This window comes from Pseudomonas sp. IT-P218, assembly GCF_949767605.1.
GTDB lineage: Bacteria > Pseudomonadota > Gammaproteobacteria > Pseudomonadales > Pseudomonadaceae > Aquipseudomonas > Aquipseudomonas putida_AE.
Genome location: NZ_CATKQQ010000088.1, coordinates 1 through 21,425 on the forward strand (window position 1 = coordinate 1; position 21,425 = coordinate 21,425).

Here is a 21,425-nt window from a genome sequence, read left to right on the forward strand (position 1 = left end):
TGGCGGCATCAGCTTCACCATTGCATCGCCAGCAAGCCGCCATCGCCGGCAGGCCAGCTCCCACAGTAGATCGGGTACAGCCATTCGTCCGCCACTGCGCACCTTCCTGTGCGCCGCTCTTCCAATGCAGTACACACCCCTCGCACGGAAGACTCAAAGATGAACACCACCCTTGCCGCGCTCATGTTCACGGGCTTGCTGTCGGCCTCTCCGCTTTGCGTGCTGGCCACCGAAAAAACCACCGAGGATGCAACCATTCCACCCTCCGCTCCCGCGCTCAACCAGGGCGCTGAATCCAACGAGGAAAAGGCTGATAAAAAGGGCGAGGAAGCGTCAGGCTCGAACTCCGGCGCCGATGCCCATTCGTTGAAAAAAGACGCGGCGTCGGAAGACGACGGGGACAATCAGAAAGGTAGTGAGTCGGGAAGCTGATCACTCACTACCCCTCTTTTTCATTATCAGTCGTCGCGGTCATCACGATCGCGATAACGACGGTTGTCGCGATCATCGTCACGACGATCATATCGATGGTCATACCCTCGGTCGTCGTCATCGCGCTGGTCATAGCCACGGCGATGATCATGATCGTGATAGCGGCCGTACCTTTCTCCGTCTTCCCAGTGAGGTCCGCAGCCGCCCAGCAGGAGCAAACTGGAAATGGCCAGGGTCATCATTACTGCGCGATTCATTTGAACATCCTGAAGGTCGGGGGCTGTGAGGGTTTTGCCCGGCGGATAAGCCGCACGGCGTTGAACCCTGGTTATGACCATTAAGTAACTCAATGATTCCGTTGGATTTCCAGCGGGGCGTGATGATCGCGGTATCCGTACTGCCAGGAACAAACAACAGCTCGCAGAATTGAAACTCGCGGGATGCGATCCTGTACTGAAGTCTTCACTTGAGTGTTCTAATGGCCCACAAAATGCCATAGGTCCAATCATGCGCAGCAAACTCCCCGGCATTCCTGCACTCTGTATTTACCTTGCCTTGGCCTGCCTCTTTGCAGTCGCATGGATCACCCACCCCGCTCCCAGGCATTCGTCCTTTGCCCAAATCAGTCCGCTCATGTCGGTGGCTGATAAAGAGGCCAAACCCATCTATACCAGCCGTTTCGCCTCCTCCGGGCTGGTGGACTTCGTGCATTCCGCGTCGGTCACAGCCTTGCCTGACGGTAGCCTGATGGCAGTCTGGTTCGCCGGCACCCGCGAAGGCGCCGCCGATGTGCAGGTGCGCTCCGCCCGTTTCAATCTGAGCACCGGCGAGTGGGGGGAGGAGCAGGTCATGGCGACCCGGGATTCGACCCAGCAGAGCACGCGCAAATACATCCGCAAACTGGGCAATCCGGTCATCGCCCTCGCGCCGGACAATCGCCTGTGGCTGTTCTACGTTTCCGTCTCCATGGGCGGCTGGGCCGGTAGCGCGGTCAACGTGATGGTTTCAGACGACTTTGGCGGGCATTGGTCGGCGCCGCGGCAATTGATCACTTCACCTTTCCTGAACATCAGCACCCTGGTCCGCTCGGCACCGGTGTTTCATGTCGACGGCTCCATCGGCTTGCCGGTCTATCACGAATTCCTCGGCAAATTTGCCGAGTACCTGTACTTGAGCGCGGACGGTGAGGTGATCGATAAATTCCGCATCAGCCATGGCAGCAATTCATTGCAACCGGCGATCGTTCCGCTGGATGGCCAACGCGGCATTGCCCTGTTGCGTTATGCCGGCAGCACCTACCACCGAGTCCTGGCGAGCCGCACGGAAGATGCCGGGCAAAGCTGGAGCGAACCTTTTCCGCTGGTGCCTTCGAACCCCAATTCCTCGCTGGCGGCCGTGGCGACGCCCGAACACCGGTTGCTGGTAGCGCTCAACGACCTGCAAGAGGGGCGCTTCAAGCTGAGCCTGTATATCACCGATGCAAAAATGGACGATTGGCGCCTGTTGCACGACCTGGACAAATCACCGGATCCCGAGGGCGATCCGTATTCACCCCTGGTTTACAAGGAAATCATCGGCAAAGAGTTCCGCGGTTCCAGTGGCAAGCTGCGCCAGGCGCTGGAGGCGGCATTCCTCGCCAACCTCGATAAACGTGTGTGTAAAAGCCAGGGCTGTGAATTCGAATATGAATACCCCTACTTCATCCGCAGTCCCGACGGGATGTATCACCTGGTTTACTCCTGGAACAACACCTTCATCAAACACGTCTCCTTCAACGATGCCTGGCTGTCCGAGCGCCTGAAATGATTAACCTGTGGCAAGCCCATGTCAGCTTCGCGATGATCATCTTCCTGTTACTGCCGTCTTTTGGCCTGGGCAGGGTCTGGCGCATCGCGCTGCTGCTCGCACTGCTGGCCGCCAGCTTCATACCCCTGGGCGGGTTGTCGCTGGCCGCTTACTTGCGCAGCCATATCGACGACCTTGCGATCACCTCATTGGTGTTCATGGCCTGGGGGTGTTTGCGTCGGCTGGATGTGTTGCCGCCTGCGCAGCAGGGGCACACGAGCGTATTGATCCTCTTCGCCGCGTTGGCCCTGGTGCTGTACCCGGCCACCCTGGGCTTGAGTGACCTGGACCCGTACCGGCGTGGTTACAGCCCGCGCGCCCTGTTGTTGTTCGTCGCGCTGGTGACGTTCAGCCTGTTTTACCTGCGCCATTACCTGGCCGTGGTGATGTTGACCTGTGCGACCCTGGCCTTCATCGCCGGGAGCAAACCTTCCCACAACTATTGGGATTACCTGGTCGATCCGCTGCTGGGCCTGTATTGCTGCCTGGCACTGCTGGTGCTGGCGGCGCGCTGGACGTATCGCCGGCTCATGACGCTGCGCGGCGTTTGAAATTCAACGAAATTCTCAATAAGGAAAGACGCATGGGCTGGCTGAAATCGAGACGACTGCATTACTGGCTGGGCGCAACAGCAATCCTGTTCGTGCTGTTTGCACTGCTGCGGGTGCTGTTCTTTTTCGGCTATTCCGGTTTTGACGCCAAAGCCCTGGGCAACGAGGACGTTCTGACAACCCTGGGCATCGGCTTTCGCTTCGACTTGCGCCTGGCCATCCTGGTCATGCTGCCGGTGGCGTTGCTGGCCTGGATCCCGCGCTGGAACCTTGTCGGCAGCCGCCTCCTGCGCATCATCAACCGTCTGTACCTGGTCGCCATCCTCAGCGCTGTGCTGCTGATCTACATCATCGATTTTGGCCATTACGCCTACCTTGGCGTGAGGATCAACGCCACGGTCTTGCGCTTCATCGAGGATGCGCAGATATCCCGTGACATGGTCTGGCAAACCTACCCGGTCATCTGGATTACCCTGGGCTGGCTGGCGACAGTCGCCTTCGTGACACTGGCCCTGGTGCGTCTGGAACGGGTCACGCTGGACCGCCCGCGCACAACCATTCACCCACTTTCCGCGACATGGGGCGGTGCGGTGATGGTGGTACTGGTGCTGCTGGGTATTTTGGGTCGTGTCGAAAACCTGAACCTTGAAAACCCCGTGCCGCTGCGCTGGAGCGATGCGTTCTTTTCGGGCAACAACCAGGTCGCCGCCTTGGGCCTGAACCCGGTGATTTTCCTCTACGACACGGTCAAGGTCGGCCAGTCACGTTATGACGAAGCCCAGGTGCGCGAACACTACGCGGTCATGGCCCACTACCTGAGTGTCGACCAACCCGACCCGCAGACCCTCAACTTTGTCCGCCACCAGGCGCCACAGCCCTACAAGATTCCAGGCTCGCGGCCACCGAACGTGATGTTCATCATGCTTGAGTCGCTGGGCACCAGTGCCGTCGGAGCCTATGGCAACCCGATCGATCCGACGCCCAATATCGATCGCCTGGCCACCCAGAGCTGGTTCTTCAAACACTTCTACGTGCCGGTCACGGGCACCGCGAAAACCGTCTGGGCCAGCATCACCGGAGTGCCTGACGTCACCCGCCACGAAACCGCGACGCGCAATCCCCTGATCACCCGGCAGAACACGCTCGTCAATGCCTTCACCGGCTACGAGAAGATCTACACCATCGGTGGCAACTCCGGCTGGGCCAACATGAATGCCTTGATCAGGCAAAGTATCGACGGCGTGCGCCTGTTCGACGAGCGCGACTGGAAATCCCCGGTGGTGGATGTCTGGGGCATCTCGGACCTGGACCTGTTCAAGGAAACCGACCAGATCCTGCAAGCGCTGCCCAAGGACAAACCGTTCTTCGCCTATGTGCAAACGGCCGGCAACCATCGGCCCTTCACGATTCCAAAGGACAATGACGGCTTCGAGATCAAGCACCCTACCCTGGAGCAAGTCCAGGCCGCCGGCTCGCGCAGTGTCGAGCAATACAACGCCGTGCGCCTGCTGGACTTCAACCTCGGACGCCTGATGGAAATCGCCAAGGCCGGCGGTTGGTACGACAACACCATTTTCGTGATGTTTGGCGACCACAACACCCGTATCGCGCAGATCCCGTTCCTGGCGCCGGCCTACGAGCAACTGGGCCTGGAAAGTAACGCGGTGCCGATGATCATCCACGCACCCGGCATGATCGGTACCCGCAAAGTCGAGGAAGCGGTCGGCCTGGTGGACCTGCTGCCCACCGTGGCGGGTATGGCCGGGCTTGAGTTTCGCAACGGCGGCATGGGCCGTGATATCCAGCAGCCCGCCCCCGAAGGCGAACGCGTGGTGCCACTGGTATTGCGTGAAGGCACCTTCCCGCTGATTGCCGGCGTGACGCAACACTACATGGTGCAGATGGAGCACGACGGCAGCTCGCCAAGCCTGCATGACCTGGCCTCGCCGACGCCGCTGGACAACGTCGCCGAGCAAAATCCCGAGGAGTTCAAACGCCTGTCACAATTGACCCGCGCCATGCATGAAACCTCACGGTTGATGCTGTACCAGAACGTGCGCAAGTAACGGCTTTGTCTGATGCTCATCGTCAGGGTTTTGCGGCGTGACCCTCGTCAACGGGCGGCGCGTCCGTGGGGTTCTTCTGCGGAACGACAAAACTCACTGTCGTACGGGTGAGGATCTTGTGCGTCGGGTCGGCCACTTCCAGCAGAACCTTGTGCGTGCCGGGGGTCAGCCCGACCAGGATGATCGGGTCTTCACTGGTGTGCGCCCATGTACCTTTCCAGTCGTCGACGGTCACGTGAAGGTGACCAAGGCGTGGTGAAACATCAGCGGCCGCTTTGCCAAAGATCGGCATGATCCTGGCGTGCTCTGTTCGATACTGGATGATGACGACCCCACGGGCGAGCGGTTCGGCGAGCGGCGGCCAGGCAATGAGGCTTGGCGTCGTCTCGGATTCCAGTGGAAGTATCGCCGGTGGGTGATCAGTGTCTGGCGCGCCTTGACCAAACGCTGCCGTGCAGAAGAACACACCCCAGGCCAGGACCAACAGGTTTGCGGGAGCCATGCTGTTTTTCTCCTAGGGAGCCAGCCTGCCCTTGAGTTCGGCTTCGTTCCACAGGCCGCTGAGCGGACCGCGGGGTAAACCTTCATTGGCTCGCGCCAGCGGGAAAATGACGGGCAGGAATCCGGCGTCGCGCACCAGCCGCGCCCCCACATCCTTGGCCTGGGCGTCGTCGGCGAAAACGGGAATCGCCTTGCCCTTGCCAGACTCGTCCTTCATGGAAGCGTAGCCTACGGCGTTGAATGCCCGCACCAAGTGTATGCCGGGCAGGTATTGCTGGTCCGCCAGGGCTGCTCCCATCTCCAGCGCCTTGCTCCCGACATCTCCATCACGGCCGCTGAACGGGTTGCTGGTGCTGAACACCACCTTGCCACCGAGCTTGCCCTTGAGCTGTTCGGACAGCACCGGCATCGCGCCGTAGGGAACGCTCAACACGATCACATCGCCCCAGGCCGCGGCATCGGTCACCGAGCCCGCCCGGGCGTTGGCGCCGGCGCGCTTGACCAGGTCCGCCAACTCCTCGGGATGGCGTGACGAAAACATCACCGAGTGCCCGGCCTTTGTCCAAAGCGTACCCAGCGTACCGCCGACGTTGCCAGCGCCGATGACGCTGATCTTGAGGGTGTCCGCCATGACCTGGCTGGCGCACATGACCAGGGCGGCGAACATCAGGAAGAGGATTCTGCGCATGCCTAACGCTCCTGGGTTGGAAAGCAGTCTTACATCCAACCGTAGTCGAGCCAGGGAACCAGCTGGTGGATCACGACGTACGGCAGGATTTCCCCCGGCCTTACAACGAAAAATCCCGGAGACAGAAGGTCTCCGGGATTTTTTGCTCACAGAACCACATCGCAATAACGATGAGCTCACCCTGTAGCGGTCAACTCATCCCGATTCTGCTCAATCGGACTTTTTCGAAGTTGACGAACCGGCATTACTCAATCCCTTGGCGTTGTGATCTCCCGGCGTCGTGGCCGAGATTGCAGAGGCTTTAGTCAGGCCGCGGGTATCTTTGGATTGTGCGATGCCCGAAGTGGTGGTGCCGTGACCCTTGTCACCGTTGCGATCACTGCCGTAACGGTTGCCGCTGATGCCATGGTCGCGAACCGATTTGCCCGCATGATCACTGCTCAATCCCTCACCGCGGCCGTTACTGCCGGAGTGACCCGAACCGCTGTGACCGCCAGCGTTACCGCCGCCATGGCCACCACCATTACCGCCGCCATTTCCACCGCCGTGGCCACCGCCACCACCACCGCCGCCGCCGCCACCGCCGCCACCACCACCACCACCACCACCACCACCACCACCACCACCTTCTTTGGCATAGGCGGAGTTCATGATGGACAGGTCAGCAGGCAGTAACGGAGCGGCTGCAAGCATCATGGCGAATGACATTACAGCAACGAAACTCTTGTTTTTTAAAAGCATGATTGCTTCCGTGAGGGTTGATTGCGCGTTGTTTAAGACGCGTTAAATCCCCGACAGTTCAAGTTCCGCGACGGACGGATACATCAGTCTATCGTCAATCGAAAGCGCCATTGAGGACCTCATAGATAAGGCCGGTAGCAAGCGCAACCAGTATCAGGTCGGTGCCCGCCTGCTGCCATTCGTAACCTTCATAACGAGGCAAATGGCCGATCAGTCGGCCATCGAGCTTTTTCGCAATCCCGGGTGGCAGCGGTTTACCCCGGGCGAGGTTCTTTTGAATGCCGGGTGGCAAGGCAGGTCCGGGGCTCCAGTAGTCCCGATACCCATCGACAATGCCAATAATGCTTCCTCGATTGATGCTTGGACCATGGTCCCAATCATCGCCCCCGGACTTATTCCCCTTATTGCCCTGGTTGCCATGCTCCTGGCTGTGTTGCGAATTGCCCTTGGCGTTTCCTTGCCCCTTGCCATTACCTGGATCGGCCCATGCCGTGGCCGGGCCGCAGACCAATGCGACACATGTGATAGCTGCAATCAACGAGCGATGTCTGATCATATCCGTTCTCTCAGAAAGGGAAGACTCCCTGTAATGTAGACACTCTGGACTGTTTTGGTTCCGACGGTGAAGGACGGGCAAGGCCAAGCTATGCCAATATTCAAAGGATCGCCTTCTGTCGTACCGGAGTGCGCCATGATCGAAACCATCGAGTCGTCACGCATCAAGCGCTTCGCCGCAAACACCGCCGGCCGGGACTTTGCGGTGGGTGACATTCACGGTCACTTCAGCCGATTGCAGCCTGCGCTGGAGGCGGTCGATTTCGATCCTGTCGTCGACCGCCTGTTCAGTGTCGGTGACCTGGTTGATCGTGGACCCGAGAGCCGCGACGCACTCGACTGGCTTGCCAAACCATGGTTTCACCCGGTGCGCGGCAACCATGACGACTACGTGGCGCACTTCGACACCTGCGACGTCGACAGCTGGATCTGCAACGGCGGGGAATGGTTCGCCGGGCTGTCGCTGGTGGAGCAGATAGCGTTCGCGCTGCAGTTCGCCGAGCTGCCGATCGCCATTGAGGTCGAAACGCCTGGCGGATTGGTCGGGATCGTTCACGCCGATTGCCCGGTGCCATCGTGGGATCAACTGCGCACCGAACTGCAATCACCTGAAAGCACCAAGCGGCTGGAACTTGTGCAGCACAGTTGCCTGTGGTCACGAACCCGGATTCAGGACGGCGATACCGACTGCATTGAGGGACTGCGCGCCCTGGTGGTCGGGCATACACCGCTCAGGCAGCCCGCGGTTCTCGGCAACGTGTACCACATCGACACAGCGGGCTGGCTGGACGGTTATTTCACCCTGCTGGATCTGGCTACTCTGCAATGCATCACGCCGATTGATCCTGAGCTCGGTTTAGATTGGAATTAACCATCTTCTGCCGCCATGCGCGGGATGGAACATCCATATCTGCAGAATTGCCGCAAGCTTCTTCCCGCCCCAGCGCGACAACAAGTGGGCGCCGTCAATGCGCCCCGATTGAGATGTTTGAAATCATTAGGACAGTTCACTAACGCGCCTTAGTTGATAGGGATCAATACTTGGCGTTGAGCATTAGTCAGGCTGTCTATCAACGCGATACTCATGCCGGTTGGCCCTGTTTGCGCAACGGGTTTACCCAAGTCGGCGGACGCTGTTTCGGGTAACTTGTACATTGCGCCAGTCAGCGGATCGACGATCAGCAGGCCGATAACGCCGCCGATGAGGATATTTCCCCAGTACCAGCCGCTGAGGCTGGAATCCAGCTCGACAACTTTGTCTGGGTATCCATCTTTCTTGAATTTAAGCTGATAGGTTTGCCCGGAAAAATAGCCGTTTCCAGACTTTAGAGTCACCGTGCTGGGTGTGTTTCCGGAATGGACGACCTGACCATTCTTGTTTGTGATTTCAAAAGATGCGCCTGTAGGCGCGCTGGATACGGCTACCGGATACTGCGAATCGCCGAGAATACTCGCGCAACCCTGTAGGCCCAACACCGCTGCTACTGCAAAACTCCCTACGACCATCCGAGACTTCATTGCACGCTTCCATAAAATTTGGCCGTCATTGACCTGGCTGTTTATCCAACCGAGACGGATTGTATCTGAGTAGTGGCATTGAGACACCATACTATGGTGGCCTAATGATGTTCAGCCTGACCGCTCGTCCAAAGCTGGGCACTCGCAATGCGCCACTATCTCTCACGTATAAGCGCGGACATTGCGCGCATCAAAACGGAGAACCAGCATGGACATTGACGAGAATGCAGTGGGTAACAGGTCGCAGCAGGACGTGACGCGAACCACGGACAACGAAACCGGCCATGACCCCATGAAGGATGCGCCTGAGGTTCCATTGCCGCCGAACGATGAAGCGCCTGTCGATGAAGATATGAGAGGCGTGGAGGCAAATAACCCGGTCTCGAGTGAGCATCCGGACCATGGAAAAGGTGCTCGCCTCGAAGATTCCGACGCCGCCCCGCACATGAACGATCAGGACGAAAACGACAAGGAGGCTCGCGGCTTGCCTGCGAGCGACCCGGAATCAGGTGCCTGAATGCGTTCGGCTCATTCCAGATGCCCGCTCAAGGCGTAATGCTGTTCACTTTAGGTTGGAGGGCTCCAGGTGCATGTTTGGATTAGGTGCATATCCATTCCTGCGGTAACGGCCACCTATGGTTTCGCCCTTACGGCGAGTCACTTGGAAAAGCCTGTAGGAGCAGCCGGTCGACGCTCGATTGCTCCTACAGGGGAACGTGCTCACTTGAAACCAGGTCGGCTGTCAGGCCGCCTCGCTTTGCTTTTGATCGTGGCGCCCCGTTAAACCACGATGGCCGAACGCAGGCATTGCGTAGTGGGTAAACCGGCAGGACGCCGGTTTAGCCGCGCTGGGCCAGGGACGGCCCATCGCGGCGACCCACGGAGCAATGCCGGAGAGAGGGCATGCCGAGCCACAGCGAGGCACCGAGTGGTGGGGCAAGAGCCTTTTGGTTACTTTTGGGCTCTTCCAAAAGTGACTCGCTGTAAGAGCGAAACCATTAGTGGCCGTTACCGCAGCAATGGATATCCCCCCAATCCAGTTCTTAACAACACCATGCTTAAGTGAACAGCATTACGCTCAAGGCGGGCTTTTTTCGCCTCGAATTTACCTGCCAAGATGCCTGGCATGGAGCATCCCAAGCCAATTGCCACCCTGGGTAGCGACTCGATCACGGCTCACTTGGCAGAATGGAAGCTCGCGAAAATCATCCCAAACAGCCAGCCACCGATCATGGCCAGGTAAATGGATTTGTATCCGGGGATTGTATAAGCCAGCGAATAGTTGACCGCGGTGACTGCGATGGCAGCAAAGAAAAACTGCTTGCGAGTAAACCTGCTTAGATAACGCTCTGAGGCTGCGTTCAGGGCCTTGAGATATTTCAATGGCTTCATCCTTGAAAAAAACGCGGCAATCCTAACCCACCGCCTACCAACACACCATGTTGAATCCGGTGCGGCTCGTTTTTCGCCAGAGTCGACAGTGGCGCTTACAGGAACTCACTCAGAAACGGCAACGGTGCCTTTGCCGCACGAATGGCGGCGATCCGCTGATCCGCTTCCGGCAGCAGGTAGGCAAAGAAAAAGCTCGCGGTTTGCAGTTTACTGGCGCGCAGAGGATCGCTGTCCGGTAGCAACCGACCGACACGCGCCGCCCGAGTCCAGGCAAACGCCAGGAGGGCCACGCCACACAGTCGTAGAAAATCGCCCGCTGCCCGATAGGGATATTCGCCGTCCTCGACGGCCTGATCACGTATCTCCAGGTGCACACCCTCGAGTTTATTGCACAGTAACGCCAGCTGCGCGCCAAAGCTGACGCGGCCTGCTGTTTCGCCGGCCTGCCCGGCTTCTTCGCGCATCACCGCCAACAATTGAGCGAGGGCCCGGCCTTCATCGCCCAGCACTTTGCGCAGCAGCAGGTCATTGGCCTGGATTTCGTTACTGCCCTCGTAAATCATCGCGATTCGGCTGTCGCGCAGGGTCTGTTCAATGGCGAACTCGGCGACGTAGCCGTAGCCACCGAAGACTTGCAAGGCATTGCTGGCCAGGCGAAAACCCTGCTCAGTGAAAAAAGCCTTGATCACCGGCGTCAAAAGCTCCGCCAGTTGCAAGGCACTCTGCCGAGTGGCCAGGTCCGGGGCATGCTCGGCCTGATCGAGCAAATGCGCAGCCCAGTAACCAACGGCGCGCATGCCCTCGGCGCAGGCCTGTAATTCCAGCAAAACCCGGCGCATGGCCGGATGATAATGAATCGGGTCGACCGCTTCGGCGGCAACGCCGACAGGACGCTTGGGCGCACGCATTTGTCTGCGCTCCAGCGCGTACGTATAGGCGTTCTGCCATGCAGCCTCGGCATGCCCCAACCCCTGGAGACCGACATGCAGTCGCGCCGAGTTCATCATCACGAACATCGCGGCCAAACCACGATTCGCCTCGCCGATCAGCCAACCCTGGGCGCCGTCGAAGACCAGCGAGCACGTGGCACTGCCCTTGATGCCCATCTTGTGTTCGATACCGTCGCAGTGCAGCGCATTGGTTTGGCCGTCATCCAGTCGCCTGGGCACCAAAAACAGCGAAATACCACGACTACCATTGGGCGCCCCGGGCAAGCGCGCCAGCACCAGGTGCAGGATATTTTCGCTCAGGTCATGTTCGCCTCCGGAAATGAACAGCTTGCTGCCGCTCAACCGATAACTGCCGTCGCCCTGGGGTTCGGCACGGCAGCGCAGCAGGCCGACGTCGCTGCCGGCCTGGGGTTCGGTCAGGCACATGGTGGGCAGCGCCTCGCCACTGACGATCTGCGGCAGATAACGCTCCTTGATCCACTGCGGCGCATGGGTCTTGAGGCACAGGTAGGCGCCATGGGCGATTCCCGTGTACATGGCCCAGGCGTGGTTGCTGGCGTAGAGCATTTCCTGCAAGGCGGCATCGAGCAGTTGCGGCAGTCCCTGGCCACCGAAGGCTTCATCACAGGCCAATGCCGGCCAGCCACCTTCGGCGAATGCCCGGTAAGCCTGGACAAAACCGTCCGGCGTGCTGACCCGGCCATTGTCGAAGCGGCAACCCTGGCGATCGCCACTGCCATTGAGCGGCGCCAGTACATCCGCGCTGAAACGCCCGGCCTCGCCCAGCACCTGGAGTGCCAACGGCAAGTCAAGGGCCTCGAATGCGGGCATCTGGCTCCAGGCCTGGGGCGCCTGCAGCCAGTGTTCAAGGATGAAATGCATGTCGCGCAACGGTGCCTGGTAGTGCCACATGGCAAACCTCGTGTCGATTAAAGGAAAAAATACCGCCAGGGTTCAGCCACGAAAATCCGGGTTCTCGATCAGCACGGCCATGCCCTGCCCGCCGCCGACACAGGCAGCGGCGATTCCGTAGCGCAGATGTTGTTCGCGCAATTGCCGCGCCAGGGTCATCACCAAACGCAGGCCCGTGGCGGCCAATGGATGCCCCAGCGCGATCGAACCACCACGGCGGTTAAGCCGCTGGCTATCCAGCTCCAGCGCCTGAGCCACCGCCAGCACCTGCGCACCTTGCGCCTCGTTGATTTCGAACAGGGCGATATCGTCCTGGGCCAGGCCGCTGCGTTGCAGCAACAACTGGATCGCCGGCACCGGGCCGATCCCCATGAACTCCGGCGCCACACCGACCACCGCAGTCGCCAACAGGTGCGCCAGTACCGGACGCGTACTCATCGAGGCTCGGCCGACCAGTGCGGCCGCTGCGCCGTCCACCACCGCACAGCTGTTGCCGGCGGTTTGCACGCCATCAGCATGAATCGCCTGCAGCCTGGCCAGCGCGGATAAATCGGTGGGCCGGGGATGGCTGTCCTGGGTCACCGCTTCACATCGACGCGGCAGGGTAATCCCCCGTGGCTGATAGCCCTCCAGTTCAAACACCTCATTATCCACCGGGACGATTTCATCGCTGAACCAGCCGCTGGTCTGCGCGTGCAGCGCCCTTTGGTGACTGTCGAAGGCATAGGCATCCACCGCCTCGCGGCTCAGACCGTGACGCCTGGCGAGATTTTCCGCCGTGGCAATCATGTCCAGGCCCGGCGCCGGGTCGTACAGCGCTTCCCAAAGAAAATCCTTGAACTCCACCGGCGCTCCGAGGCGAAACCCGCCCCGATGGGTGTAGGCGGCAATCGGGTTGCGCGACATGGATTCGGCACCCACGCACAGTGCCAGTTGTGCGCCCCCTTGAAGCTGCTCGCCGGCCTGGCGCAACAGCTCAAAGCCGGTCGCGCAAATGCGCTGTACCGCCAATGCCGGCACCTGTTGCGGCACACCGCTGTACAGACCGATATGGCGTGGCAGCATGTAGGCGTCGAAGCTGGCCTGGGCCATGGAGCCGGCCAGCACCGTGTCAACTGCCTGCGGATCGAGCCCGGCACGGGCCAACGCTTCGCGACCGACCTTGATGCCCAGATCAATGGGCGATACCTGGGCCAACGCGCCGCCGACATCAATCCAAGGTGTTCGCACGGCTTCAAGAATCGCCACATCGCTGAAGGACGAGTATTGCCCCGGGCCACTCATGACCGTGGCCCTGCACGCAGGATCGACGGGTCTTCACCGCGATACAACGCCTCGACCTGGGCCGCACGCCATTGCAACACCGCACGCTGGTTGATCGAGCCTTTGTCGGTAATTTCACCGCGATCGATGGACGGGGCCTCGTCGAGCAACGCGATCCATTCCAGGCGACTGGCGTTGCCGCTGGCGTCACGATTGAGCCGCTGCAACCAGTCGGCGAACCACTGCCGCACCGGCGCGCTGGCCAGCACCTGGGCATCGTTGGCACTGGCACCGAGCCCCGCCAGGCGGCGGCATTCGTACATTCGCGGGAACACCAGCGCGCCCAGGCATTCACGATCCGGCGCGGTCACCACCAGGTCCTGAACATAGGGCGAGCCCTCCAGTACCGCACGATTACGCAGCGGCCCGACACTGACGAAGACCCCGGAAGACAGCTTGAAGTCTTCGGCAATGCGCCCATCGAACATCAGCCCCAGTTGCGCGTCATCCGGGTCGGCCAGCTTGAGCGCGTCACCGGAACAGTAATAGCCTTGTTCGTCGAACACCTCGGCGGTCTGCTTTGGTGAGCGCCAGTAACCGGGCATGATGTGCGGCCCACGGAAGCGCCCTTCCAGCTTGCCCTCCCTGGGCACCAAGCGGACCTCGCAACCCGGTGCCGGCAGGCCGATGTAACCGGCCATGGACAAGGGCCCGGTGGTAAAGGTGCAGGATGGCGCGGCCTCGGTCATGCCCAGCCCCGCCATCATCCGGATACGTTCGCCACAGTGCTGTTCGGCGACCCGGTCAAGCCGATCCCAGACACTTTGCGACAGCCCGGCAGCGGCGAAGAAGAACAGGCTGACGCGCTTGAAAAAACACTCCCGTAATTGCGCGTCCTGTTCCAGGGCCGAGACCAGTTCTTCCCAGCCCTTGGGCACGGTCAGGTAGGCGGTGGGCGACACTTCCTTGAGGTTGCGCAGGGTCTGGGCAAATCCCTGGGCGGTCGGCTTGCCGTCGTCCAGGTAAAAACTGCCGCCGTTGTAGAGCACGATGCCGAGGTTGTGGCTGCCGCCGAACGTGTGGTTCCACGGCAGCCAGTCCACCAGCACCGGAGGTTCTTCACCGAACACCGGAAAGGTCTGCAACAACATCTGCTGATTGGCGCAGAGCATGCGTTGGGTGGTGATCACGGCCTTGGGCAGCCGGGTCGAGCCGGAGGTGAACAGAAACTTGGCGATGCTGTCCGGGCCGGTGGCGGCGAAAGCGGCTTCGGCCTCGGCGCCGCCCGATTGTTCGAGCAGGCTGGCAAAGCTCACCTGGCGGCGCCCCGCGACCTGGCCACGGACGATAATCAGTGGCGTTTCGGCCGGCAAAACTGCGTCGATGGCGCGCTGGTACGCCGGGGCGTCACTGACGAACACCAGGCCAGGTTGCAGCAGGTCGCACACGTGGCGCAGCTTGGAGAAATCCTGGGACAGCAGCGAATAGGCCGGCGACACCGGGCAGTAGGGAATGCCCGCATACAGGGCGCCGAAGGCGACTTGTAAATGCTCGATGTCATTGCCCGAGAGCAACACCAGGGGCCTGTCGGCCGACAGTCCATAGCCCAGCAGGCTTTGGGCGATCGCCCGGACGCTGTCGAGCATTTGCGCGTAACTCACCCGACGCCATTCACCGTCGTCCTGGCGGGCGGCGATAAAGGTCTGCTCGGGACGCGCCCGGGCCCAATGTACCAGACGGTCGAGCAAGCGCCTGGGCATCTCGGCCAAGGGTTCCAGGGAGCGCATGTGCAGTTCGCCCTGCTGCTCGGTCACCTCGACCGCCGCGCAACCGATGGACACGGGGCGATAGCGCGGTGCGCTGGCCTGGGCTTGGGCTTGTAAACTGAATTCGGAACTCAAGTGCATGTACTCCGTCGAGGCACGCTAAACCAAGTCACCCACAGGTGACTCAGCGATAGCGTGGCAGCCGTTGGCTGCAGCCTTGTTATTGTTATTTCGGCCTTGCCCGCCTGTTCAGATCGGGTAGTGCCACGGTCCGTTCTGCAAGGTGACCCAACGCAACTGAGTGAAATGCTCGATGGACGCCTTGCCACCAAAACTGCCGTAGCCGCTGGACTTGACCCCGCCAAAAGGCATTTGCGCCTCGTCGTGCACGGTCGGGCCGTTGATATGGCAGATGCCCGACTCGACCCGTTGGGCCAGGGCCAGGGCACGCCCGGTATCGCGACTGAAAATCGCCGCCGACAAACCGAACTCGGAGTCATTGGCCAGCTGCAGCAGCGCTTCATCTCCCTCGCCGCGCAGCAGCACGGCCACCGGCCCGAAGGACTCCTCGCGGTACAGGCGCATGCTCGCGTCGACACCGTCGAGCAGGGTCGGCTGCAAGATGCTGCCGTCCAGTTGCCCGCCGACCACCAGGCGCGCGCCCTTGGCCAATGCATCGTCGATCAAGCCCTTGATGCGCGTGCCGGCGCTGGCGTCCACCAGCGAACCGAGCACCGATTGCGCATCTGCGGGGTCGCCCGCGCGCAGGGTGGCGACCTTGGCCGCCAACTTGGCGACAAAGGCATCGGCCACCTTGGCATCGACGATCAGGCGCTCGGTGGACATGCAGATCTGCCCTTGATTGAAATAGGCGCCAAAGGCGGCCGCCTCTACCGCAGCATCCAGGTCGGCATCGTCGAGCACCAGCAGCGGCGCCTTGCCGCCCAATTCCAGCAACGCCGGCTTGAGGTGGCGCGCCGAGAGCTCGCCGACGATTCGTCCGACATGGGTCGAGCCGGTGAAATTGACCCGGCGCACCGCCGGATTGGCGATCAATCGCTCGACAATCGCCGGGGCATCCTCAGGTGCGTTGCTGATGACATTGACCACGCCATCGCCCAGGCCGGCGTCCTGCAGCACCTGACCGATCAAGCGGTGCACCGCAGGACTGAGCTCGGAGGCCTTGAGCACCACGGTGTTGCCGCAGGCCAATGGCATGGCGATAGCGCGGGTGGCAAGAATCACCGGGGCGTTCCAGGGCGCGATGCCCAACACCACGCCGCAGGGTTGGCGCAGGGCCATGGCGAAACTGCCAGGCACATCCGAGGGGATGACTTCGCCATTGATCTGCGTGGTCATCGACGCCGCTTCACGCAGCATGTTGGCCGCCAGCCGCACGTTGAACCCGTACCAGTTGGCCATGGCGCCGGTCTCCCCAGCCGCCTCGATGAACTCGGCACTGCGCGCCTGCAATTGTTCGGCTGCCTTGAGCAAACGGGTGCGACGTTCATTGGGGGCCAGGGCAGCCCAGACGGGAAACGCCTTCTGCGCAGCGGCCACCGCGGCGTCGGCATCTTCCAGGGTGGCGGCGGCAACCCGCGACACCAACTCGCCAGTCACCGGGTTACGGCGTTCGAAGGTTCGACCGTCACGAGCGGGGCACGACTGGCCGCCAATCAGCAGGGGCACGTCCAGCATGGTGATTCCTCTTTATAGTCTTTGTCGGGAATACATTAAGAACGATGTAACCGCAGTACCGGGACGCAACTGCGCCCGGCTACCTACCGCAGAACCTCAGCGTTTGTACGCTTGCAGGCCGGGCTTGATGCTCTTGTCGTCGAGGAATTGTTTCATGCCCTGCTCACGGCCGCCTTCGGTGTCGAGCAGGCGCGACTGATCGAGCTTGGCGTACAGGTAGTCCTCGTTCTGCTCCCACGTCAGTTCGCGGCAACGTTTGAAACCATGCTTGGCCGCACGCAGCACCACCGGGTTTTTCTCCAGCAGGTTACGCGCCAGCTCAACGGTGGTTTCACGCAGTTGCGCCAACGGGACGCTTTCATTGACCAGGCCCATCTCGGCGGCTTTCTGCCCGCCAAAGGTCTTGCCGGTCATGATGTAGTACAGCGACTGACGGTGGCCCACGGTGTCGGCCATGGCCTTGCTGACCAGGTTGCCGGGCGGGATGCCCCAGTTGATTTCCGACAGGCCAAACGTCGCTTCGTCGGCGCAGATCGCCAGGTCACAGGCCACCAGGGGGCTGAAGCCGCCGCCGAAGCACCAGCCGTTGACCATGGCAATGGTCGGCTTGGCGTACATGCGCAACAGTTTCCACTGCCATTGCGAGGCTTCGCGACGGATTTTTTCCTGAAGGATCTCCGGGCCGGCGTCCACTTCGCGGAAGTACTCCTTGAGATCCATGCCCGCCGTCCAGGCTTCGCCCGCACCGGTCAGCACCAGGACACCGGCGTTCGGATCCTGCTCGAGGGTTTCCAGGACATCGATCATCTCGCGATTCAGGGTCGGGCTCATGGCGTTGCGTTTTTCCGGGCGGTTGAGGATGACCCACGCGATGCCTTCCTCGATTTCCACTTTGACCGTTGTCCAGCGACCTTCGTAATTGCTCATGACGATGCTCTCTTGTTCTTGGTTTGAAGATGACTGGAAATTAAACCGGTGAATTGGTTATGTCAATTAACTATTAATAAAATTAACCAGTTTCCCGCTGCGCAGCGCCCTGCTGTCCGAACGCCAGCGATTTTGGCCATAGCAATCACCGGTCAACGCCGGCAAAATAGATAGTCTTGTTAACCCAAAATCCCCAGGACTCACCCGCAATGGCCAAGCCCTCCCCCCTCGCCGAGTCGATCGAGGCACCGTCGAACAACGCCGAGATGCAGGCACCACTCGATTCGGCCTTGAACGACCTGATCGGCTACGCCATGCGCCGCGCACAACTCAAGCTGTTCCAGAACCTGATTGGCCGCCTCTCGGCGCACGATCTGCGACCCGCCCAGTTCTCCGCCCTGGCGATCATCAATCAGAACCCCGGCCTGATGCAGGCCGATCTGGCCCGGGCACTGACCATCGAGCCGCCCCAGGTGGTGCCGCTGCTCAACAAACTGGAAAGCCGGGCGCTGGCGGTGCGCGTGCGCTGCAAGCCGGACAAGCGCTCTTATGGGATCTTCCTCAGCAAGACCGGCGAGACCCTGCTCAAGGAACTGAACCAGATCGCCGCGCAAAGCGACCTGGACGCCACCGCGGCGCTGGACACCCAGGAACGCGAAGAGCTGCTGCGGCTGCTGAAGAAGATTTATCAGGAGTGACGCACGCCCCCCAAGGGGCGTGCCGGTGAGAAGCTTGCAGGCGGTTACCAGATCGGCAAGGTGTAGGTCACCAGGAAGCGGGTCTGGTTTTCATCGCGAAATGCCGCGCCACTCGGGAAATCGTTGCGGTAGATCGCCTTGCGCGCCACCAGTGCGACGTTTTTCAGCGGACCGCTCTGCACCACGTAACCCAGTTCCATCTGGAACTCGCGCTCCTTGCGGTCCTCGGCGTTGAAGGCTGCCAGCTCGATATTGTCACCACGCAAATAACGCAACCGCCCCCTCAGCCCGGGCACTCCGGACGCGACGAAGTCGTAGTCATAGATGGCCTGCCACGTGCGCTCCTTGGCGTTGAGAAAGTCCGACGCCATGGTCAGCTCACTCATCCCCATCAACTCTGTCCCGGAGATGTAGGGCGTCGCCGAGTCGCCACTGGAATGCATATAGCCGATGCCCAACTTGTGTCCGCCGTAACGGTAGCTGAACAGCCCCGAGACGTTGCGGTTATCCACTTCACCGCCCTTGGCGCTGCCATCCTCGCGACTGAAGAAACTGCGCAGGTCGCTGGTCAATGTCCCGCCGCCCAGGGGCAGGTCATGCAGCAAGGCAAAGGTGTCCTGTTGGTACAAGTCGGCCACTTCCGCGTGGTAGGCCCGCAGGCTCAGCGTCTTGCTGACCTGATAATCGCCCCCCAGGTAGGCCATGTGCGAAGTCGTGGCAGTGGCGTTGAAGCGCCGGTTGGGCGAAGCGATGGTCATCGCCTCATAGTTGGTGGAATTGCGCTTGTCGATGCGATCGATGTACCCGGTGTTCAGCGTCAGGCCATCGAAGTCCCTGGAACTGAGGGTGGTGCCGCGAAAGGTCTGTGGCAGCAATCGCGAGGGGCTGGCAAAGGCAAACGGCAGGAAGATCGACACGTCCCCGGACTTCACCGTGGTCTGGGCAAAACGCAGCTTGGCGGTCGGGGCCAGGCGCGAGTACTCATCCGCCGCACGATTGTCGCTGGCCGACACCGGCAACAACTCGGTGCCGCTGCGATCCGGCGCGGAGTCGAGCTTGACCCCCAGCAGCCCGCGAACGTCCAGGCCAAAACCCAGCGGCCCTTCGGTAAACCCAGACTCCATGTTCATGATGAAACCCTGGGCCCACTCCTGCGCGGCGGTCTTGGCGCCATCGTCCTTGTATTGACGGTCCAGGTAGTAATTTCGCAGGGTCAAGGTGCCGTGACTGTCTTCGATAAAACCAGCGGCGCGAAGCTGGGTGGGCAGGACGCTCAAGCCGAGCAGCGCCAGGACCAACCCTCGGTTGATACCGGGCACACAGGTGGCTGACGCCGTCGCAACGTCGTGCGTGGGGAGATTTGGCATGTTCGATTTCCATTTTTTATTGTTGTTTGTGCTGCCGGGGGAGCGCACTGCAGCCGGCTTCGCGAACAGAGAATGGAAACAGCCGATGACAGCTGTCAACGGTGAATGACCGATAATCGAACATTAATATTATTATCTATTTTCCAGTTAGCCGCTTCATCATGATCTTAGTAGTTGATTTATAAGCCTTATCGGCTGATTTTTCGGATTTTCATGAGGCGGTTCATTTTTTAGTTATCTTTGTTATCTTATTCATCGGCAGTCATCTTCCGCGTACCCTGTGCGATGGGACGGCTCGACTCCACAACAAAAACAACAATGAGGTTTCACCCATGGACAGCCCATCGCGTCGTTCGACGCTGACAATCGCTTTGTGCTTTATCGTTGCGCTGATCGAGGGTTTCGATCTGCAGGCCGCCGGCACCGCTGCCGCCGGGCTGCGCCAGAGTTTTGCCCTGGACCCGAAGATGATGGGTTGGGTGTTCAGCGCCGGGATCATCGGCCTGCTGCCCGGAGCATTTTTTGGCGGCTGGATCGCCGATCGCATCGGCCGCAAGAAAATCCTCGTCAGTGCCGTGCTGCTGTTCGGCGTGTTTTCCCTTTGCACAGCCTACGTCGAGAGCTACTCCAGCCTGTTGCTGGTGCGCTTCATGACCGGCCTGGGCCTGGGCGCCGCCCTGCCCAACCTGATCGCCCTGTGCGCCGAAGCCGTCAGCGAACGCAACCGCGGCACCGCCATCAGCGTCATGTATTGCGGAGTTCCCCTGGGCGGTGCACTCGCGGCGGTGGTGGCGATGTTTTCCAGTGAACACTGGCAGACCACCTTCATCATCGGCGGCCTGGCACCCTTGCTGGTCGTACCGCTGATGGCCCTGCTGCTGCCCGAATCCACCGCCTTCCGCCAGCAACATTCAGCTACTGGCAACCTGCGCCCCTCCAGCGCACAGGCGCTGTTCGGCGAAGGTCGCACACGCAACACCCTGGCCTTGTGGCTGAGCTATTTCTTCACCCTGACCGTGATGTACATGCTGCTCAACTGGCTGCCTTCGTTACTGCTGGAACAGGGCTTCAGCAAACCCCAGGCGGGCATGGTGCAAATGCTGTTCAACATCGGCGGCGCCCTCGGCTCGCTGCTCGGCGGCCTGCTTCTGGACCGTTGCAACGGCGTCAAGGTCGTGCTGTTCGTCTATGCCGGGTTGCTGACGGCGCTGGCTGGGGTCGGCCTCGCGGTGGGTATCGTACCGATGGCGATCGCCGGGTTTGCCGCCGGGTTGTTCGTCATGGCTGCGCAACTGGTGCTCTACGCCCTGGCGCCACCGTCCTACCCAACCACAGTGCGCGCCACCGGTGTCGGCGCCGCCGTGGCCATCGGCCGCCTGGGCTCGGTGGCAGGCCCCTTGGCCGCCGGGCAGATCCTCGCAGCCGGTGCAGGCACCACGGGCGTGCTGCTGGCGACCTCACCAGGGTTGGTGATTGCTGCCCTGTCGATCCTGACCGTGATTGCGCGCACCGGATCGAGCGCGCAAGGGCAACTGAAGACCGCCAACTAAGCGGT

General features: G+C 60.8%; 21 protein-coding genes. 8 read left to right on the forward strand and 13 right to left on the reverse strand.

Translation table 11 applies throughout. The features are described from left to right. Positions 1-159 precede the first annotated feature (159 nt). Positions 160-432 carry a hypothetical protein gene (locus tag ACM6I6_RS27585; protein WP_323626347.1) on the forward strand — a complete coding sequence of 91 codons (273 nt, stop codon included), beginning with the start codon at positions 160-162 and terminating at the stop codon, positions 430-432. Positions 433-458: 26 nt separating this feature from the next. Here ACM6I6_RS27585 and ACM6I6_RS27590 read toward each other — a convergent pair whose 3' ends face one another. Then, positions 459-689, reverse strand: a complete 231-nt coding sequence (locus ACM6I6_RS27590) for a hypothetical protein (protein WP_274077394.1) — start codon at positions 687-689, stop codon at positions 459-461. A gap of 250 nt (positions 690-939) precedes the next feature. Between ACM6I6_RS27590 and ACM6I6_RS27595 the strand changes: the two genes are divergently transcribed. The 3 genes from ACM6I6_RS27595 to ACM6I6_RS27605 are packed head-to-tail and all read left to right on the forward strand — an operon-like array spanning position 940 to position 4,894. Beyond that, entirely contained in the window at positions 940-2,238 is a 1,299-nt protein-coding gene (locus tag ACM6I6_RS27595; RefSeq protein WP_274077393.1) for a sialidase family protein, read from the forward strand. Beyond that, entirely contained in the window at positions 2,235-2,828 is a 594-nt protein-coding gene (locus tag ACM6I6_RS27600; RefSeq protein WP_406592977.1) for a hypothetical protein, read from the forward strand. The genes ACM6I6_RS27595 and ACM6I6_RS27600 overlap by 4 nt, the downstream gene beginning before the upstream one ends. 32 nt (positions 2,829-2,860) lie before the next feature. Beyond that, complete coding sequence (locus ACM6I6_RS27605) at positions 2,861-4,894, forward strand: LTA synthase family protein (protein ID WP_323607491.1); 2,034 nt, start codon at positions 2,861-2,863, stop codon at positions 4,892-4,894. A 22-nt stretch (positions 4,895-4,916) separates the two neighbouring features. On the opposite strand, the gene ACM6I6_RS27610 is transcribed toward ACM6I6_RS27605, so the two are convergent. The 4 genes from ACM6I6_RS27610 to ACM6I6_RS27625 all read right to left on the reverse strand — a co-directional run bounded on the left by ACM6I6_RS27610 (position 4,917) and on the right by ACM6I6_RS27625 (position 7,380). Further along, positions 4,917-5,396: a DUF6130 family protein gene (locus ACM6I6_RS27610; protein WP_414920984.1), complete on the reverse strand. Its 480-nt coding sequence runs from the start codon at positions 5,394-5,396 to the stop codon at positions 4,917-4,919. A 12-nt stretch (positions 5,397-5,408) separates the two neighbouring features. Then, a complete protein-coding gene (locus ACM6I6_RS27615; protein ID WP_414920985.1) occupies positions 5,409-6,083 on the reverse strand; it encodes an NADPH-dependent F420 reductase in 675 nt (224 codons plus the stop codon). Positions 6,084-6,293: 210 nt separating this feature from the next. Further along, positions 6,294-6,824 carry a hypothetical protein gene (locus tag ACM6I6_RS27620; RefSeq protein WP_414920986.1) on the reverse strand — a complete coding sequence of 177 codons (531 nt, stop codon included), beginning with the start codon at positions 6,822-6,824 and terminating at the stop codon, positions 6,294-6,296. A gap of 94 nt (positions 6,825-6,918) precedes the next feature. Then, positions 6,919-7,380, reverse strand: coding sequence for an anti-virulence regulator CigR family protein (locus ACM6I6_RS27625; protein WP_274077387.1), 462 nt, complete (start codon positions 7,378-7,380; stop codon positions 6,919-6,921). A gap of 135 nt (positions 7,381-7,515) precedes the next feature. Here ACM6I6_RS27625 and ACM6I6_RS27630 point away from each other — a divergent pair, with 135 nt between their 5' ends. Next, the gene (locus tag ACM6I6_RS27630) at positions 7,516-8,250 is read left to right on the forward strand and encodes a metallophosphoesterase (protein WP_414920987.1); all 735 of its coding nucleotides are present in this window, start codon (positions 7,516-7,518) and stop codon (positions 8,248-8,250) included. 149 nt (positions 8,251-8,399) lie between these two features. On the opposite strand, the gene ACM6I6_RS27635 is transcribed toward ACM6I6_RS27630, so the two are convergent. Then, positions 8,400-8,897 carry a hypothetical protein gene (locus ACM6I6_RS27635; RefSeq protein WP_406592983.1) on the reverse strand — a complete coding sequence of 166 codons (498 nt, stop codon included), beginning with the start codon at positions 8,895-8,897 and terminating at the stop codon, positions 8,400-8,402. A 208-nt stretch (positions 8,898-9,105) separates the two neighbouring features. On the opposite strand from ACM6I6_RS27635, the gene ACM6I6_RS27640 reads away from it, so the two are divergent. Next, positions 9,106-9,414 (forward strand): hypothetical protein, encoded by a 309-nt coding sequence (locus ACM6I6_RS27640; RefSeq protein WP_323607496.1) that lies wholly within the window; start codon positions 9,106-9,108, stop codon positions 9,412-9,414. A 659-nt stretch (positions 9,415-10,073) separates the two neighbouring features. On the opposite strand, the gene ACM6I6_RS27645 is transcribed toward ACM6I6_RS27640, so the two are convergent. From ACM6I6_RS27645 to ACM6I6_RS27670, 6 genes are all read right to left on the reverse strand, one after another. Next, positions 10,074-10,280, reverse strand: coding sequence for a hypothetical protein (locus ACM6I6_RS27645; RefSeq protein WP_414920988.1), 207 nt, complete (start codon positions 10,278-10,280; stop codon positions 10,074-10,076). Between the two features lie 104 nt (positions 10,281-10,384). Continuing rightward, the gene (locus ACM6I6_RS27650) at positions 10,385-12,151 is read right to left on the reverse strand and encodes an acyl-CoA dehydrogenase (protein WP_414920989.1); all 1,767 of its coding nucleotides are present in this window, start codon (positions 12,149-12,151) and stop codon (positions 10,385-10,387) included. Between the two features lie 42 nt (positions 12,152-12,193). Then, positions 12,194-13,435, reverse strand: a complete 1,242-nt coding sequence (locus tag ACM6I6_RS27655; RefSeq protein WP_414920990.1) for a thiolase family protein — start codon at positions 13,433-13,435, stop codon at positions 12,194-12,196. Then, complete coding sequence (locus ACM6I6_RS27660) at positions 13,432-15,315, reverse strand: feruloyl-CoA synthase (RefSeq protein ID WP_414920991.1); 1,884 nt, start codon at positions 15,313-15,315, stop codon at positions 13,432-13,434. Before ACM6I6_RS27660 ends, ACM6I6_RS27655 begins: the two co-directional genes overlap by 4 nt. A 114-nt stretch (positions 15,316-15,429) precedes the next feature. Then, positions 15,430-16,878, reverse strand: a complete 1,449-nt coding sequence (locus ACM6I6_RS27665) for an aldehyde dehydrogenase (protein ID WP_414920992.1) — start codon at positions 16,876-16,878, stop codon at positions 15,430-15,432. A 96-nt stretch (positions 16,879-16,974) separates the two neighbouring features. Then, positions 16,975-17,805 (reverse strand): p-hydroxycinnamoyl CoA hydratase/lyase, encoded by an 831-nt coding sequence (locus ACM6I6_RS27670; protein ID WP_414920993.1) that lies wholly within the window; start codon positions 17,803-17,805, stop codon positions 16,975-16,977. Positions 17,806-18,014: 209 nt separating this feature from the next. Here ACM6I6_RS27670 and ACM6I6_RS27675 point away from each other — a divergent pair, with 209 nt between their 5' ends. After that, positions 18,015-18,503, forward strand: a complete 489-nt coding sequence (locus tag ACM6I6_RS27675) for a MarR family winged helix-turn-helix transcriptional regulator (protein WP_274077379.1) — start codon at positions 18,015-18,017, stop codon at positions 18,501-18,503. Positions 18,504-18,547: 44 nt separating this feature from the next. On the opposite strand, the gene ACM6I6_RS27680 is transcribed toward ACM6I6_RS27675, so the two are convergent. Beyond that, positions 18,548-19,870 carry an OprD family porin gene (locus tag ACM6I6_RS27680; RefSeq protein ID WP_274077378.1) on the reverse strand — a complete coding sequence of 441 codons (1,323 nt, stop codon included), beginning with the start codon at positions 19,868-19,870 and terminating at the stop codon, positions 18,548-18,550. 332 nt (positions 19,871-20,202) lie between these two features. Between ACM6I6_RS27680 and mhpT the strand changes: the two genes are divergently transcribed. Then, positions 20,203-21,420 carry a 3-(3-hydroxy-phenyl)propionate transporter MhpT gene (mhpT, locus tag ACM6I6_RS27685; protein WP_414920994.1) on the forward strand — a complete coding sequence of 406 codons (1,218 nt, stop codon included), beginning with the start codon at positions 20,203-20,205 and terminating at the stop codon, positions 21,418-21,420. Positions 21,421-21,425: the final 5 nt, after the last annotated feature.

What these genes read in the sequence shown, in the direction of transcription:
- ACM6I6_RS27585 (WP_323626347.1), top strand. Translation starts at nt 160, where the DNA reads ATGAACACCACCCTTGCCGCGCTCATGTTCACGGGCTTGCTGTCGGCC.
- ACM6I6_RS27590 (WP_274077394.1), bottom strand. Translation starts at nt 689, where the DNA reads ATGAATCGCGCAGTAATGATGACCCTGGCCATTTCCAGTTTGCTCCTG.
- ACM6I6_RS27595 (WP_274077393.1), top strand. Translation starts at nt 940, where the DNA reads ATGCGCAGCAAACTCCCCGGCATTCCTGCACTCTGTATTTACCTTGCC.
- ACM6I6_RS27600 (WP_406592977.1), top strand. Translation starts at nt 2,235, where the DNA reads ATGATTAACCTGTGGCAAGCCCATGTCAGCTTCGCGATGATCATCTTC.
- ACM6I6_RS27605 (WP_323607491.1), top strand. Translation starts at nt 2,861, where the DNA reads ATGGGCTGGCTGAAATCGAGACGACTGCATTACTGGCTGGGCGCAACA.
- ACM6I6_RS27610 (WP_414920984.1), bottom strand. Translation starts at nt 5,396, where the DNA reads ATGGCTCCCGCAAACCTGTTGGTCCTGGCCTGGGGTGTGTTCTTCTGC.
- ACM6I6_RS27615 (WP_414920985.1), bottom strand. Translation starts at nt 6,083, where the DNA reads ATGCGCAGAATCCTCTTCCTGATGTTCGCCGCCCTGGTCATGTGCGCC.
- ACM6I6_RS27620 (WP_414920986.1), bottom strand. Translation starts at nt 6,824, where the DNA reads ATGCTTTTAAAAAACAAGAGTTTCGTTGCTGTAATGTCATTCGCCATG.
- ACM6I6_RS27625 (WP_274077387.1), bottom strand. Translation starts at nt 7,380, where the DNA reads ATGATCAGACATCGCTCGTTGATTGCAGCTATCACATGTGTCGCATTG.
- ACM6I6_RS27630 (WP_414920987.1), top strand. Translation starts at nt 7,516, where the DNA reads ATGATCGAAACCATCGAGTCGTCACGCATCAAGCGCTTCGCCGCAAAC.
- ACM6I6_RS27635 (WP_406592983.1), bottom strand. Translation starts at nt 8,897, where the DNA reads ATGAAGTCTCGGATGGTCGTAGGGAGTTTTGCAGTAGCAGCGGTGTTG.
- ACM6I6_RS27640 (WP_323607496.1), top strand. Translation starts at nt 9,106, where the DNA reads ATGGACATTGACGAGAATGCAGTGGGTAACAGGTCGCAGCAGGACGTG.
- ACM6I6_RS27650 (WP_414920989.1), bottom strand. Translation starts at nt 12,151, where the DNA reads ATGTGGCACTACCAGGCACCGTTGCGCGACATGCATTTCATCCTTGAA.
- ACM6I6_RS27655 (WP_414920990.1), bottom strand. Translation starts at nt 13,435, where the DNA reads ATGAGTGGCCCGGGGCAATACTCGTCCTTCAGCGATGTGGCGATTCTT.
- ACM6I6_RS27665 (WP_414920992.1), bottom strand. Translation starts at nt 16,878, where the DNA reads ATGCTGGACGTGCCCCTGCTGATTGGCGGCCAGTCGTGCCCCGCTCGT.
- ACM6I6_RS27670 (WP_414920993.1), bottom strand. Translation starts at nt 17,805, where the DNA reads ATGAGCAATTACGAAGGTCGCTGGACAACGGTCAAAGTGGAAATCGAG.
- ACM6I6_RS27675 (WP_274077379.1), top strand. Translation starts at nt 18,015, where the DNA reads ATGGCCAAGCCCTCCCCCCTCGCCGAGTCGATCGAGGCACCGTCGAAC.
- ACM6I6_RS27680 (WP_274077378.1), bottom strand. Translation starts at nt 19,870, where the DNA reads ATGCCAAATCTCCCCACGCACGACGTTGCGACGGCGTCAGCCACCTGT.
- mhpT (WP_414920994.1), top strand. Translation starts at nt 20,203, where the DNA reads ATGGACAGCCCATCGCGTCGTTCGACGCTGACAATCGCTTTGTGCTTT.